This is a genomic window from Phenylobacterium sp. Root1290 (genome assembly GCF_001425305.1).
GTDB lineage: Bacteria > Pseudomonadota > Alphaproteobacteria > Caulobacterales > Caulobacteraceae > Phenylobacterium.
Genome location: NZ_LMEE01000002.1, coordinates 860,920 through 875,728, shown reverse-complemented (window position 1 = coordinate 875,728; position 14,809 = coordinate 860,920). Strand labels below are relative to the sequence as shown.

Sequence of the window (14,809 nt, the reverse complement as noted above, 5' to 3'; positions counted from 1 at the left end):
GATCGGTTAGAATTCGGCCGACAGGGTCAGTTGCACCGAGCGCGGCGGGCCGGGCCGGAAGGTGGCCAGGCCGGTGGTCGTCGTGGTGATGGTGCCCAGGTAGTCCTCGTCGAGGATGTTATCGACATTGAGCCGGAACTTCAGGTGGCTCAGCGGCCCCGTGCCCAGTTCGCCCACGTCCAGATAGGCGTTCCAGACCGTGTAGCCGTCGGTCGACTCGGTGTTGATGAAGTTGGTGTAGCGCGATGAGATGTGCCGGGCCGAGATGTTGAACAGCGCCCACTCAGTCGGCTCGAAGGTGACCCCGCCCTGGAACACCCACTCGGGGAAGTCGGGCACGATCTTGCCGGCGATCGCCACGGTGGTCGGGGTCCCGTTCACGACCGTCGTGTAATTGTCCTTAAATTCCGCGTGGTTATAGGACAGGTTCGTGTTGAAGTAGATGCGCCCGCCGAACAGGTCGGGCTTCCACTGGCCTGAGAACTCGCCCCCATAGGCGTCCACGCCGCCGACGTTCTGGAAGAACGTCTCGGTGGTCGTCGAGCCGGGCACCACCGAGGCGAACGACTGCAGGCGGTTGGCGAAGCTGGTCTGGTAGGCCACCAGCGAGGCGTTGAACGTCGGCCGGTTGGTCCGAATGCCCAGTTCCCAGTTCTTGGCGGTTTCGGGATCGGGCGCCGGGACGGTGGGACTGGCGGCCGAGAAGACGTCGTCGGCCCCGCGCGGCAGCGCCATGTTCTCGGAGTACGAGGCGAACACCTGCTCGCGGTCGGTCAGGTTGTAGACCCCGCCCACCTGGGGCAGGAAGCTGTCCTCCCACTTGGCGGTCAGGCTGGGCTGTCGCCTTGCGATGTAGTCGCCGGGGTTACGGAAGCCGGTGATCTCGTAGTCGATCCACAGCCCCTTGAAGCCGATGTCGAGCTTGAGGCGGTTGTCCAGCAGGCTGATGACGTCCTTCAGGAAGAACTGCGTGCTCTGGCGGGTGGAGACGTAGTTGCGCTGCAGGTGGACCGGCTCGTTCAGCAGCGGCGCGCCGTCGGGATTGCCGCCTTCGTGGTTATAGCGGGCCTGGGTGCGGTGATACTCGTCGTCCTCGTACCAGAGCCCGGTCTGCAGGCTGTGGTTGGCTACGCGCCATTCGCCCTTGGCGCTGATCCCCTTGCGCTCGCCATTGATGGTCGAGAGCCCGTACTGCAGACCGCGCGGAGCGGTCAGGCCGGGCACGATCAGCCGCTCGGCGTTGTAGCTGGTGAGCGACGTCGCATAGGCCTCCGGCGAGACGCCGTAGCCCTGCTTGTCCTCGTAGTAGGCGGTCGCCGACAGGTCGATGCTCTCGCCCACCGGGGTCTTGGCGTTGAGCGCCCAGAGGTAGTCGGTCCGCGAGTTGACCGCCTGCTTGTAGTACTGGTTGTAGGCCGTGTTCGAGTAGGTGATCCCCGGCGAAGTGACCGCCAGGCTCGGCACGTAGCTCAGGTATGGGAAGAACCGGCCCCGCCGCCCGAACTGGTCCGGCGGCCCCTCGTACTGGGCCTTGGTGATGGCCGGTGAGTCGTAGTCGAAATAGTCGTTGTAGACGCCCTGCAGCGTCACCTCCGCGCCGCCGTCGAAGCGGTAGCGGATCTTGCCCTCGATATGCTCGCGGTTGATGTCGCCGGCCCCGCGCCAGAGGTCCGACTGGATATCCGAGCGTGCGATGTAGGCCGACCAGCCGTCGTGCTCGCCGGTGTCGATGCGCAGGAAGTTGCGGAACAGGGCGTCGGATCCGGCGGTCAGGCTGACTGAGCCGCCGAACTGTTCCTTCGGCGCGGTGGTGAAGTAGCTGACGATGGTGCCCAGCGAGGCGTAGCTCGGCAGGCTGACGTCTCCCGCGCCGGACGAGGCCTGCACCCGCGCCAGATTCTCGTTGTCGACATAGCGATAGATCGGCGAGCCGCCGAACTGGTCGGAGCGCCCCATCGGCACGTCGTCCAGCAGGAAGCCGATCTGGGTGAAGGAGAAGGCCCGCACGCTGACCGAGTTGCCGAACTCGTACATGCCCAGCGGGTCGTTGGCCTGGACGTTGAAGCCGGGCAGGCTCTCCAGCATCTTCAGCCCGGTGATCCCCGCCGGCGCCGACAGCAGCGCGTCGCGGGTGATCGAGACCGTGGCCGTCGGCTGGTCGGTGCCGATGGCCACGGCGGCCTCGGAGACCCGCCGGCCGGTGACCACCACCTCGTCGATCTGCTGGGCCAGAGCGCCTGACGCGGGAGCCGCCAGGGCGCTGGCCAGCAACAGGCCGCGCAAAGTAGTTCCAAGTGTTTTGGTGTTCATTCCTATCCCCATAGAAGCGACGCGTAATGTTGCGACGCTCTGAGGATAGTCATGGTCAGGAATATCGGTGGTTAGTCAGTATCTCTTCGAAATGCGACAGAAATGCTCAAGCCCTGTCGCGCAATTATTCACCCCGCTATTATTTCGTTTTCAGCAGATTTGAGGCTGATGCGAAAGTCGGCAGTTTTTCTGGCCGCCTGTCAACGCACCGGGCGCCTTGCGCGGCGGGCACGGAAAAGGCGCCGCAATCATGGGACTGCGGCGCCTTCTGGTTGTGCGTTCGAGGCCGTCGTCAGGCTTCGATCAGGTTCTTGTCGCGCGCCGCGGCCGTCACCGACTTCTGCAGCTTCTCGAAGGCCCGGACCTCGATCTGACGGACGCGTTCGCGGCTGACGCCGTACTCCGCCGCCAGCTCTTCGAGCGTGGTCGGGTTATCCTTCAGGCGCCGCTCGGTCAGGATGTGACGTTCGCGGTCCGACAGTTCGGTCATCGCCGCTTCCATCAGGGTCATGCGCTGGGTGCGCTCCTGATTTTCGGCGACGTAGGTCTCCTGGCTGACCGAGGTCTCGTCCTCCAGCCAGTCCTGCCATTCGCTCTCGCCGTCGGCGCGCAGGGGCGCGTTCAGCGAGGCGTCCGGACCGGACAGCCGGCGGTTCATCGAGATCACTTCGGCGTCCAGGACGCCCAGCTTGGTGGCGATCTGGCTGACCTGGTCGGGGTGCAGGTCCCCGTCCTGGAAGGCGCTGATCTGGCTCTTGGCCTTGCGCAGGTTGAAGAACAGCTTCTTCTGCGCGGCGGTGGTGCCCATCTTCACTAGGCTCCAGGACCGCAGGATGTACTCCTGGATCGAGGCGCGGATCCACCACATGGCGTAGGTCGCCAGGCGGAAGCCCTTGTCCGGTTCAAACTTCTTCACCGCCTGCATCAGGCCGACATTGCCTTCGGAGATGACTTCCCCGATCGGCAGGCCATAGCCGCGATAGCCCATGGCGATCTTGGCCACGAGGCGCAGGTGGCTGGTCACCAGCTGGTGGGCGGCGTCGGAATCCTCGTGCTCACGCCAAGCCTTGGCGAGCATGAACTCCTGGTCCTTGGCCAGCATCGGGAACTTACGAATTTCGGTCAGGTACCGGCTCAGTCCGCCTTCCGGCGACATCACGGCAAGCGCGTTAGCGGCCATGGACATATCCCCTTTCTTACTCGGCGGACCTTCGGGTGGCTGCGCGATACGCGCGCGAAACCGTCCGCCCCCTCCAACCATTCAGATAGGTATTGGTTGCGGTGGGCGTAAGGGCCTGGCTTGGGAGAAACCTGCGGCCCGGAAGTCCGACTGCTCTAGTCAGGTATTACTACAGTTCGATCGGGGCGCCTTCAAGGCGGATCGGGCACAAGCTTTCTTACAAAGCTGACAGATTAGCTTCCAGTTGCGCCATATCGGCGGGCAGGGGGCTTTCGAACCTCAAAGCCTGGCCTGTTACGGGATGGACGAACCCCAGCACCGCCGCGTGCAGGGCTTGTCGCCTAAGGCCCGCCTGGGCGATCGCCTCGCGGACGGGCCCGGCGGGAGGGCCTGAGCCATAGACCGGATCGCCGAGGCAGGGGCTGCCTTTTGAGGCCATGTGAACCCGGATCTGGTGGGTCCGTCCGGTCTCCAGCGTGCAGGAAATCCGAGCCGCCAGCGGCTTGCCGTCGCCCCCGAAGGTGCGCTCGGTGCGATAGTGCGTGATCGCCTCGCGGCCGCCGGTCTTCAGCACCGCGATCTTCTTGCGGTCGTGGGCCGATCGGCCCAGCCGCGTCTCGATGGTCCCGCGCTCCGGGCTGGGCGCGCCGCGGACCAGGGCGATGTAGACCCGATCGATATCGTGCGTGGCGAACAGCTTCGAAAGCCCCTGGTGCGCGGCGTCCGACTTGGCCGCGACCATCACGCCGGACGTCTCCTTGTCGATCCTGTGCACGATGCCGGGGCGCGCCACGCCGCCGATCCCCGACAGGCTGTCGCCGCAGTGGTGCAGCAGGGCGTTGACCAGGGTGCCGGTCTCGCTGCCAGGCGCCGGGTGCACGGCCATGCCGGGCGGCTTCTCGACCACGATCAGGTGCTCGTCCTCGTAGAGGATCGCGAGCGGGATGTTCTCGGGCTGCGGGTCGGCCGGCGCCGGGGGCGGGATCAGCAGCTGGTACTCGCCTGGCTTGGCCTTCGACGAGGCGTCCGACAGCATCGCCCCCTCGCGGCTGATCAGCCCCTGCGCCATCAGCGCCTGGATGCGGCCGCGCGAAAGGTCCGGCAGATGCTCCGCCAGGGTCTTGTCCAGCCGCCCGCCGGCCGCCTCGGGTGCGATCGTGACCAGGCGCACGACCATGCCGGCCTCGGCCGAAGGTTCTTCGGCGGCCAGGTCGTCGTCGTCGAATTGGCTCACCCTTGCAGGTGTCCGCCGGAGGAAAGGCCCTTCGACAGGCTCGTGGCCCAGGTCGACAGCAGGAACAGTTCTCCCGTGCCCGCGGCTGCGGCGGCCGGACCGATATCGCGGATCAGGTGCTTGCGCATGGCTTCTGGCGCGGTGTCCTCGGTGGCGGCGGTGTCGAGCTTCAGCAGCTCTACGCAGCGTTCGTCGTCGGTTTCGTGGTCGCCGGTCAAGTCTCCGATCCGCTCCAGCACGACCGGATAGGCCGACGGCGTGCGCGCGGCGTTGAGCGCCGCGGCCAGGATCAGTCCGTCCAGTTGCACCGCCTTGTGCAGCGACACCCCGTTGAAGACCAGGAACACCGGCGTCTGGCCCACCGTGTCGAACAGGATCGCGAAGACCTGGCCCTCGACCGGCATCAGCCAGCCGTCGAACAGCAGCCCCGAGCCGCCCATCTTGAACCGCAGCAGGCCGTCGGGGCCGCGCCGGATCATGCCGTAGTCGTGGAAGATCTCGCCGGGCATGGCGATCGACGGGCGGGTGCTGCGCCAGAACCCTTCATAGGTCGCGCCGCGGCGCTCGGTGAGCATGCGCACCATGTCCATGCCGGGCAGCGGCAGCCCGTCCTGGCCCGCGCCATTCGCAGGCTGCACCGGCGCGCGTGCGGCCGCCGGCTCGACCCCGAACACCTGGGCCAGCCCCTCGAGGTTGCGGTCCCAGTCCAGCATCGTGAAGCCGATGCGCCGCTGGGCGACCAGCCTTGTCAGGTTTTCCAGGTTGTGGGCCGAGGGCGTCACCGCCCCTGAGGCCCAGCGGCCGACCAGCGACTTGTCGACTCCCAGGTCGGCGGCAAGACGGCCCCGGCTCATCGAGAGCGCCTTCAGGACCAGATCCAGCTTCTCTGAGAAGGGCGTGGCGAGGTGCATGGGACCTCAATGATTCCATAGCCGCCTCAGAATGCAACCCTGCATGCAACGGTTGCGCTTTCGAATGCAACGGTTGCATGCCGGGGTGCAAGGGTTGCGCAGGCCGTCGCCGCCCGCTGCAACTGTCTCGCAGAACATCGTTCTACATAAATCTTCCGGCAACCAAGGCGGCGGTTCGAGCGCCGGCAGAGGAAGATCCATGAAATACCTTCCGCTCGGCTTTTCGATCGCCTCCTTCATCGCCGCCGGCGTGATCGCCCTGACCATGCCGGCGCGCGCCCAGACGGCTGCAAGCGCTCAGAGCCTTTCGCCCGGCCTCCCCGTCCCGGCGGCGGCTCTGCGGTGATCCACGGTCCCCACCCATAATTGGATCACCACGACCGGAGGCGGCGTCGGCGGACGCCGCCTCCGCGTCGAACCGCTCATCCCGGCGAGGGCCGGGACCGCCTGGAGGGTCTGGGGGCTCTCCTCGCCGCGTCGCTCGGGCGCGAGGTCCCGGCCTTCACCCGGATGAGCGGCTGGACATGTGGCCGTCATCCTTCTCCTCTAAGCTCAAGGCTCGACGACAGGGCGTGAGGGGGAACTGAAGGATGCGGATCGACAGACGCCGGGCGCTGGCCCTGCTTGGCCTGGGCGCCGCCGGCCCCGCCGCGGCCCAGGGCGCCGCCCGCTATGCCGGCGCGGTCTCCTTTCAGCACGGCGTCGCCTCGGGCGATCCGCTGGCCGACCGGATCATCCTCTGGACCCGCATCACCCCGGCCGATCCGAACGCTGGCGACATCGCCTACAGCTGGACGCTCACTCCGGTCGACCGCCGCGCCGGCGGCGCCAAGTCGGGGCAGGGGCTCACCGGCCCCGGCCGCGACTGGACGGTGAAGGTCGACGCCGCCGGGCTCGACGCCGGCCGCGCCTACACCTTCGCGTTCACCGCCAACGGCGTCGCCTCGCCGACCGGGCGCACGGCGACCTTGCCGACCGGCGCGACCAAGGACGCGGTGCTCGCCGTCGCCTCCTGCTCGCTCTATCCGAACGGCTACTTCAACGCCTACGAGGCCATCGCCCGGCTGCCGCGCGTCGACGCCGTCCTGCACCTGGGCGACTACATCTACGAGTATGGCGGCGCGGACTCCTACGGCATGACCTCGGCCGTGGCCGCCGAGCGGCCGCACGATCCGAACCACGAGATCCTGTCGCTGGCGGACTATCGCCGCCGCCATGCGCAGTACAAGTCCGACCCGCAGCTCCAGGCGGCGCACGCCCGCGCGCCCTGGATTGTCGTCTGGGACGACCACGAGACCGCCAACGACAGCTTCACCGGCGGGGCCCAGAACCACCAGCCCGAGACCGAGGGCGACTGGAACGCGCGCAAGGCCCGCGCCATCAAGGCCTATTACGAGTGGATGCCGATCCGCGAGCCGGCGAACGGCGGCGCGGCGATCAACCGGGCCTTCCAGTTCGGCGACCTGCTCAGCCTGTTCATGCTGGAGACGCGGCTCACCGCCCGCGACCAGCAGCTCAGCTACGACCGCGACCTCGCCGCCCCGGGCGGCCCGGCCGAGCTGGCGGCGTTCAAGACCAAGCTGAACGATCCGGCCCGCAAGATGATGGGCGCCGAGCAGGAGGCCTGGCTCGCCGCCGGCCTCAAGGACTCGGTCAAGGCCGGCCGCGTCTGGCAGGTGCTCGGCAACGAGGTGGTGATGGCCCGCCTGCCGGTCCCCAGCATCAAGGCGCAACTCGGCGAGGCCAAGCTCGCCGAGGTCATGGCCGCCGAGAGCGAGGGATCGCGCAAGCGCCTGGGCCGCATGGAACAGCTGGCCCAGCTCGGCATGCCCTACGGCCTGGACATGTGGGATGGCTATCCCGCCGACCGCGAGCGGGTCTACGACGCCATCAAGTCCGCGGGCGCGCGCGCCATCGTGCTGGCCGGCGACAGCCACGCCTTCTGGGCCAACGAGCTCTATGACGACGCCGGCAACCGCGTCGCCGCCGAGTTCGGGACCACCGGCATCACCAGCCCCGGCGCCAACGACGCGATCAAGGGCTTCTCGGTCGGCGAGGTGTTCGCCGCGGGGAACAAGGAGGTCGTGTTCTCCGACCAGGCGGCCAAGGGCTTCCTGCTGCTGACCCTGACCCGCCAGGAGGCCAAGGCCGAACTGATCGCGGTCTCGACCATCGTGTCGAAGACCTTCGAGACCAGGGCGATCAAGACCTTCAAGGTCACGCCCGAAGCCCACCGGGTCTCGGCGCTGTCGGAGGCCTAGTAGAAGCGGCCCCTTAAGGCCGCTCCACCAGCTTGCCGTCCTCGACCACCCGGTAGAAGCACGAGCGGAAGCCGACGTGGCAGGCGCCGCCGTCACCCTGCGGCAGCACCTTCAGCCAGATGCAGTCCTGGTCGCAGTCGATGCGCATCTCGACGATCTGCTGGATCTGCCCGCTGGTCGCGCCCTTGTGCCAGATCTCGTTTCGCGAGCGGCTGAAATAGACCGCCTCGCCAAGCTCGATTGTCCTGGCCAGCGCTTCGGCGTTCATGTGCGCGAACATCAGCACCTCGCCGGTCTGCGCGTGGGTCGCGACGACGGCCACCAGGCCGTTTGCATCGAACCGGGGGCTCAGGACCTCGCCGCGTTCGAGCGCGTCCTTGGAAGAGGCTGTGGGAAAGCTCGCTTGGGTCATGGCGCGCATATGGCGCCCGCGCCCCCGCTCGCGCTAGCCTCAAACCATGAGTTTGAAGGACCAGATCAAGGGCCAGGTCGCCCGCTTCGACGCTCTGGCCCGGCCCTGGGCCCAGCGCGGCCGCTGGCATGGATATGCCTACGAGTTCCTGCTCTTCGGCCTCAAGCAGGCCTGGGCCTGCCTGTTCGGCGGGGCGATGCTGGCCCTGCTCATCCTCACCGGCTTCTTCTGGCCCGATCACGCGCCCATCGCGCGCTACGACTTCCTGGTCGTCGCCGCCGTGCTGATCCAGGGCCTGCTGCTCGCCACCAGGCTGGAGCGGATGGAGGAGGCGCTGGTCATCCTGATCTTCCACGTGGTCGGCACGGCCATGGAGGTGTTCAAGACCGCGCACGGCTCCTGGACCTATCCGGAGGAAAGCCTGCTGCGGATCGGCGGCGTCCCGCTGTTCTCGGGCTTCATGTACGCCTGCGTCGGCTCCTACATGGCCCGCGCCATCCGCCTGTTCGAGATCCGGTTCGAGCGCTATCCGCCGCTGTGGGGGCCGTGGATCCTGGCGGTCCTCGCCTATGCGAACTTCTTCACGCACCACTACCTGCCCGACATCCGCTGGGGGTTCTATGCGCTGTCTGTGGTGCTGTTCGGCCGCGCCTGGTTCCAGTTCACTCCGGACCTGAAGGTGCGGCGGATGCCGATGCTGCTCGGCTTCGTGCTGGTCGCCCTGTTCATCTGGATCGCCGAGAACGTCGGCACCTTCACCTCGGCCTGGATCTATCCCAGCCAGAAGGACGGCTGGAGCCTGGTGCCCCTGGCGAAGATGGGCTCGTGGTATCTGCTGATGATGCTGAGCTTCGTGCTGGTCACGCTGGTGCATCGGCCCGAGCGTGCGGCGGCGGCGTCGCCGCTGGGAGCGGCCCCCACCGCGCCGGGCAGGGGGGCCGTCGCCGATAGATCGACCTAGCGCTTGTTGACGAAGTCGAGGAAGCGCTGACGCAGGGTCGCGTCGGTCTTGAAGACGCCCGTGAACTGGGTGGTGATCGTCGAGACGTGGCGGTGATGCACGCCGCGGGTGGTCATGCACTGGTGGGCTGCGTCGATCAGGATCGCGACGCCGGCCGGACGCAGGCTGTCGGTGATCGCGTCGGCGATCTGCTGGGTCATCGTTTCCTGGGTCTGCAGGCGGCGGGCGTAGATCTCGACGACCTTGGCCAGCTTGGAGATGCCGACCACGCGGTTGGTCGGCATATAGGCCACGTAGGCCTTGCCCAGGAACGGCGCCATGTGGTGCTCGCAATGGCTCTCCACCTCGATCTCGCGCAGCATGACGATGTCGTCATAGCCCTGCACGTCTTCGAAGGTGCGCGAGAGTTCCTTGGCGGGGTCGAGTTGGTAGCCCTCGAACCACTCGCCATAGGCGTCGACCACCCGCTTGGGGGTGTCGATCACGCCTTCGCGGCGGGGATCGTCGCCGGCCCACGCGATCAGCGTGCGCACGGCTTCCATAGCCTCGTCGCGCGTCGGGCGCTTCACGGCTTCAAGATCAAGACCGGGCGTGCCGATCAGGGTTCGGTCGCGACTAGGAGCGTCCATGGTCGAGCGGTTCTTTCCGGGGCCTGAGTTGCGCCGGGACGAAGGTCCCGGAAATGACGCGTGCCACCCCTGATGCGGCCATCTGCGCGACCACGGACGGAACCGTGGCCTCGCGGCCAGACCGAATGTATATGGGGCCAACCCCTTTGCGGGCAACTGTTACCCAGCGTCAGTTTTTCTCAATTGCTGCCGCTTCTTTCCATGAAGGACCCGATGGCCCTCTCGCTCTACGACACCATGGCCCGTGAAAAGCGGCCCTTCGTCCCCAAGGATCCGAGCCGGGTGACGATGTATGTCTGCGGGCCCACGGTCTATAACTACGCCCACATCGGCAACGCCCGGCCGGTCGTCGTCTTCGACCTGCTGTTCCGCCTGCTGCGCCACGCCTATGGCGAAAAGTCCGTGATCTACGCCGCCAACGTCACCGACGTGGACGACAAGATCAACAAGAAGGCCGCCGAGGAAGGCGTGCCGATCGACACGATCACCGACCGCTATCTCGCCATCTACAACGACGACATGGCGACGCTGGGGGCCCTGCGGCCGACGCATCAGCCGCGCGCCACCCAGACCATGGACGAGATCATCGAGATGATCGGCAAGCTGGTGGCCAACAACTCGGCCTACGCGGCCGAGGGCCACGTGCTGTTCAACACCCAGGCCTATGCCGACTACGGCAAACTGTCGCGCCAGCCGATGGACGACATGATCGCCGGCGCCCGCGTCGACGTGGCCCCCTACAAGCAGCACCCCGCCGACTTCGTGCTCTGGAAGCCTTCCAAGGAGAACGAGCCGGTCTGGGACAGCCCCTGGGGCCCCGGGCGTCCGGGCTGGCACATCGAGTGCTCGGCGATGATCGAGAAGACGCTGGGCCTGCCGATCGACATTCATGGCGGCGGCATCGACCTGCTGTTCCCGCACCATGAGAATGAAATGGCCCAGGGGGTCTGCGCCGGCCACGATCACGAGGTCGGCTACGCCAATTACTGGATGCACAACGGCTTCCTGAACATGGCGGCCGAGAAGATGTCCAAGAGCCTGGGCAATGTGGCCCTGGTTCACGACCTGATCGCCCAGGCGCCGGGTGAAGCCCTGCGCTGGGCGCTGCTGGTCGGCCACTACCGCGCCCCGCTGGAATGGACCGGCGAGCTGATCGAACAGTCCAAGAAGGCGCTCGACCGGCTCTACGGCGCCCTGCGCCGCGCCAGCGAGGTCGAGGCCGAGGATGTCCCGCCGCCCGCCGCGTTCCTCGCCGCCCTCGAGGACGACCTGAACACCCCGGCCGCCTTCGCCGAACTGTTCGCCATGGCGACCAAGCTGGAGACGGCGACCGGCAAGGGGCGTGCTCAGGCCAAGGGCGAACTGCTCGCCGCGGCCAACGTCATGGGCTTCCTGCTCGGCGATCCCGAGGACTGGTTCCAGGCCGGCGTCACCGACGATCTGCGCGCCCAGGTGGACGACCTGATCGCCCAGCGGCTCGAAGCCCGCGCCGCCAAGGATTGGGCCGCCGCCGACCGCATCCGTGACGAACTGACCGCGTTGAACATCGAGGTGATGGACGGTCCGACCGGCGCGACCTGGCGGATCAAGGAGTCCGGTTGATGGGATTGGGTCCGAAGGCGCAGAACGCCAACATGTTCACCGCCGGCGCCGGCTTCAAGTTCAAGGGGCGGGCGCCGGCCGGCCCCAGCGGCGTGCGGGTCGAGCACCGGATCGGCATCCAGGCCCCGGTCGAGACGGTCTGGGACATCCTCTACGACATCGAGCGCTGGCATGAGTGGAACCCGCTCTACACCCAGGCCGAGGGCAAGATCCGCATCGGCGGCCAACTGAACCTGACCCTGGCGCTGGAGGGCGAGACGCCCCGGGTGATCCAGCCGGTGGTGTTCGAGTGGGTGCCCAACGACCAGATCCACTGGCGGCTGAAGATGCTGGGCGGCCTGGTGCTGAACACCCGCTTCCTGGAGCTTGAGAAGCTCGACACCGGCAGCACGATCGTCTCGAACGGCGAACTGATCGGCGGCCTGCTGGGGCCGACCATCGCCCGCCGCCTGGGCCGCAAGATCTATCGCGGCTTCCAGGGCATGAACGAGGCGCTGAAGGCGCGCGCCGAAGCGGAATGGCGCGCACAGGGCGGGGCGCCTACATCAGCGACATGATCGACGATCTCTACTCGGCCAAGCTCCTGAAGCTGGCGGCGAACATGCCCCATCTCGGCCGGCTGCCGGAACCGCACGCCAGCTCGGAGAAAGTCGCCAAGCTTTGCGGCAGCCGGGTGGTCGTCGACGTGACGGTCGAGGGCGACCGCGTCGCCCAGTTCGCCCAGGACGTAAAGGCGTGCGCGCTCGGCCAGGCGTCGGCGGCGGTGCTCGGGGCGAGCGTGCTGGGCGCCAGCCTTTCGGAGATCGAGATGGCCCGGGACCAGTTCCGTGCTATGCTCAAGCAAGGCGCAGATGCGCCAAACGGACGTTTTTCGGATCTCTCCATGCTGGCCCCGGTGAAAGACTATCCCGCCCGCCACGCCTCCACGCTCCTGGCGTTCGAGGCCGCGGCCGAGGCTGTCCGCCGCGCAGTGGAACGAACTAGCCGCGCCGGCGCGGCTTGATCCTCAAGGCCGCCCAGCGTAATCGCTGCGGCTGAATCGCACGTCCGCGAGCCGGCATGAACCTCTACGAGACCTGCGTCCTTGGCGCCCTACGCGCCTACAAGCTGACGCTTTCGCCCCTGATCGGGCGCCAGTGCCGGTTCCTTCCGACCTGTTCGGAATACGCCGCCCAGGCCCTGATCCTGCACGGCCCCGCTCGCGGCTCCTGGCTTGCGACCCGGCGGTTGTGCCGCTGTCACCCCTGGGGAGCTTCCGGCTACGACCCGGTGCCCCAACCGCGCGACAAGGCCCCTGACGGAGATGGGCCGGCCTCGCGGACATGGACATGTGAGACATGATCGACCTGATTTTCCCCGATGGTTCCAAGCGCCAGTACGACGACGGCGTGACGGGACGTGACGTCGCCGCCTCCATCGCCAAGTCGCTGGAGAAGAAAGCGGTGCTGGTGAAGCTCGACGGCGAGCTGCGCGACCTCGATCGCCCGCTCGACAAGGGCGGCCCGTTCGAGATCCTGACGCGCGAAAGCCCGGAGTCGCTGGAGACCATCCGCCACGACGCCAGCCACGTCATGGCGCAGGCCGTCCAGGAGCTGTTCCCCGGCACGCAGGTGACCATCGGCCCGGCCATCGACGACGGCTTCTATTACGACTTCGCTCGCGACACGCCGTTCAGCCTCGATGATCTGGCGACGATCGAGCAGCGCATGAAGGAGATCGTCGACCGCGACGAGAAGATCGTGCGCGAGGTCTGGGATCGCGGCGAGGCCATCGAGCACTTCAAGTCGATCGGCGAGGCCTACAAGGCCGAGATCATTTCCGACCTGCCGGAAGGCGAGACGATCACGGTCTATCGCCAGGGCGACTGGAAGGACCTTTGCCTGGGCCCGCACCTGCCCTCGACCAAGTCGGTGGGCAAGGCCTTCAAGCTGATGAAGCTGGCCGGCGCCTATTGGCGCGGCGACCATCGCAACGCCCAGCTCCAGCGCATCTATGGCACGGCCTGGGCCAGCGAGGCCGATCTCGAGGCGCACCTGACGCGCCTGGAGGAAGCCGAACGCCGCGACCACCGCAAGATCGGCCGCGCCATGGATCTCTTCCATCTGCAGGAAGAGGCCAAGGGCATGATCTTCTGGCACCCGAAGGGCTGGACCCTCTACCGCACGGTCGAGGCCTATATGCGCCGCCGCCTGGACGTCGACGGCTATGTCGAGGTCAAGGCGCCCCAGATCATGGACCGCGCCCTCTGGGAGAAGTCGGGCCACTGGGAGAAGTTCGGCGCGAACATGTTCACCTGCGAGACGGCGGAAGGCGAAGAGCTGGCCGTCAAGCCGATGAACTGCCCCGGCCACGTCCAGATCTTCAACTTCGGCCAGAAGTCCTATCGCGACCTGCCGCTGCGCATGGCCGAGTTCGGCGCCTGCCACCGGTTCGAGCCGTCGGGCGCCCTGCACGGCATCATGCGCCTGCGGGCTTTCACCCAGGACGACGCGCACATCTTCTGCCGCGAGGATCAGATCGAGGAGGAGACGACGAAGTTCGTGCGCCTACTGAACTCGGTCTATGCGGACTTCGGCCTGGAACTGCACAGCGTGAAGCTCGCCCTGCGTCCCGACCTGCGCGCGGGCACGGACGAGGTGTGGGACATCGCCGAGGACAAGCTGGACCGCGCCGCCCGCCAGGCGGTGAACATGGAGGTCGAGCGGCTGCCGGGCGAGGGCGCCTTCTACGGCCCGAAGCTCGAATTCCACCTCTCGGACGCCATCGGCCGGACCTGGCAGTGCGGTACGCTGCAGCTCGACTTCGTCCTGCCCGAGCGCCTCGACGCCGAGTACGTGGTCGAGGACGGCTCCAAGCAGCGCCCTGTCATGCTGCACCGTGCGATCTGCGGCTCGATGGAGCGTTTCATCGGCGTGGTGATCGAAAATTATGCAGGCGCGTTCCCGCTGTGGCTGGCGCCCACGCAGGTGGTTGTCGCCACAATTACGTCAGACGCCGATGATTATGCCTTGCGGGTAGCTCAAGAATTGAGCGCCGCCGGTCTCCGGGTTGAAACGGATCTGCGGAACGAAAAAATCAACTACAAGATTCGTGAGCACAGTCTCGCCAAGGCTCCGATCATCGCGGTGGTCGGCCGGCGGGAAGCTGAGGAAGGCAAGGTCGCCTTGAGGCGTTTCGGCTCTGAAGGACAGTCCATTCTCACGCTTCAGGAGGCGGTTATTAAACTTGCCTTAGAGGCGAGTCCGCCGGATGTTACACGCCAGGCTGTGCTTCGGGGTGCTTCGACCGAGCATGGCGCGGTCGGTTAGG

Annotated in this window: 14 protein-coding genes; 8 read left to right on the top strand and 6 right to left on the bottom strand. The window is 66.9% G+C overall.

The genetic code is table 11. From position 1 onward, the window contains the following. Positions 1-6: 6 nt before the first annotated feature. The 4 genes from ASC79_RS13785 to ASC79_RS13770 all read right to left on the bottom strand — a co-directional run bounded on the left by ASC79_RS13785 (position 7) and on the right by ASC79_RS13770 (position 5,635). Entirely contained in the window at positions 7-2,310 is a 2,304-nt protein-coding gene (locus ASC79_RS13785) for a TonB-dependent receptor (protein ID WP_235528666.1), read from the bottom strand. Between the two features lie 292 nt (positions 2,311-2,602). Next, on the bottom strand, positions 2,603-3,490 hold the full coding sequence (gene rpoH, locus ASC79_RS13780) for an RNA polymerase sigma factor RpoH (protein ID WP_056017997.1): 888 nt from the start codon (positions 3,488-3,490) through the stop codon (positions 2,603-2,605). A gap of 217 nt (positions 3,491-3,707) precedes the next feature. Then, positions 3,708-4,667, bottom strand: a complete 960-nt coding sequence (locus tag ASC79_RS13775) for an RluA family pseudouridine synthase (RefSeq protein WP_082532142.1) — start codon at positions 4,665-4,667, stop codon at positions 3,708-3,710. 53 nt (positions 4,668-4,720) lie between these two features. Further along, positions 4,721-5,635, bottom strand: a complete 915-nt coding sequence (locus tag ASC79_RS13770; RefSeq protein WP_056017312.1) for a helix-turn-helix transcriptional regulator — start codon at positions 5,633-5,635, stop codon at positions 4,721-4,723. 199 nt (positions 5,636-5,834) lie between these two features. On the opposite strand from ASC79_RS13770, the gene ASC79_RS21115 reads away from it, so the two are divergent. Continuing rightward, positions 5,835-5,981: a hypothetical protein gene (locus tag ASC79_RS21115; protein WP_156378269.1), complete on the top strand. Its 147-nt coding sequence runs from the start codon at positions 5,835-5,837 to the stop codon at positions 5,979-5,981. Between the two features lie 244 nt (positions 5,982-6,225). Continuing rightward, a complete protein-coding gene (locus tag ASC79_RS13765) occupies positions 6,226-7,896 on the top strand; it encodes an alkaline phosphatase (protein ID WP_056017307.1) in 1,671 nt (556 codons plus the stop codon). A gap of 13 nt (positions 7,897-7,909) precedes the next feature. On the opposite strand, the gene hisI is transcribed toward ASC79_RS13765, so the two are convergent. After that, positions 7,910-8,308, bottom strand: coding sequence for a phosphoribosyl-AMP cyclohydrolase (gene hisI, locus ASC79_RS13760; protein ID WP_056017993.1), 399 nt, complete (start codon positions 8,306-8,308; stop codon positions 7,910-7,912). A gap of 46 nt (positions 8,309-8,354) precedes the next feature. Between hisI and ASC79_RS13755 the strand changes: the two genes are divergently transcribed. Beyond that, positions 8,355-9,269, top strand: a complete 915-nt coding sequence (locus ASC79_RS13755; protein ID WP_082532108.1) for a DUF817 domain-containing protein — start codon at positions 8,355-8,357, stop codon at positions 9,267-9,269. On the opposite strand, the gene folE is transcribed toward ASC79_RS13755, so the two are convergent. After that, positions 9,266-9,898: a GTP cyclohydrolase I FolE gene (gene folE / locus ASC79_RS13750; protein ID WP_056017304.1), complete on the bottom strand. Its 633-nt coding sequence runs from the start codon at positions 9,896-9,898 to the stop codon at positions 9,266-9,268. The two genes, ASC79_RS13755 and folE, sit on opposite strands and share 4 nt — an antisense overlap. 213 nt (positions 9,899-10,111) lie before the next feature. Between folE and cysS the strand changes: the two genes are divergently transcribed. From cysS to thrS, 5 genes are read left to right on the top strand one after another with little or no spacing between them, the layout of a single operon-like run. Next, on the top strand, positions 10,112-11,500 hold the full coding sequence (cysS, locus tag ASC79_RS13745; protein WP_056017990.1) for a cysteine--tRNA ligase: 1,389 nt from the start codon (positions 10,112-10,114) through the stop codon (positions 11,498-11,500). Then, a complete protein-coding gene (locus ASC79_RS13740) occupies positions 11,500-12,057 on the top strand; it encodes an SRPBCC domain-containing protein (RefSeq protein WP_235528664.1) in 558 nt (185 codons plus the stop codon). Before cysS ends, ASC79_RS13740 begins: the two co-directional genes overlap by 1 nt. Beyond that, complete coding sequence (locus ASC79_RS13735; RefSeq protein ID WP_056017986.1) at positions 12,054-12,503, top strand: iron-sulfur cluster assembly scaffold protein; 450 nt, start codon at positions 12,054-12,056, stop codon at positions 12,501-12,503. Before ASC79_RS13740 ends, ASC79_RS13735 begins: the two co-directional genes overlap by 4 nt. Positions 12,504-12,559: 56 nt before the next feature. Continuing rightward, the gene (gene yidD / locus ASC79_RS20805) at positions 12,560-12,841 is read left to right on the top strand and encodes a membrane protein insertion efficiency factor YidD (RefSeq protein WP_082532107.1); all 282 of its coding nucleotides are present in this window, start codon (positions 12,560-12,562) and stop codon (positions 12,839-12,841) included. After that, entirely contained in the window at positions 12,838-14,808 is a 1,971-nt protein-coding gene (gene thrS / locus ASC79_RS13730; RefSeq protein ID WP_056017302.1) for a threonine--tRNA ligase, read from the top strand. Before yidD ends, thrS begins: the two co-directional genes overlap by 4 nt. The last annotated feature ends 1 nt before the right edge of the window (position 14,809 follow it).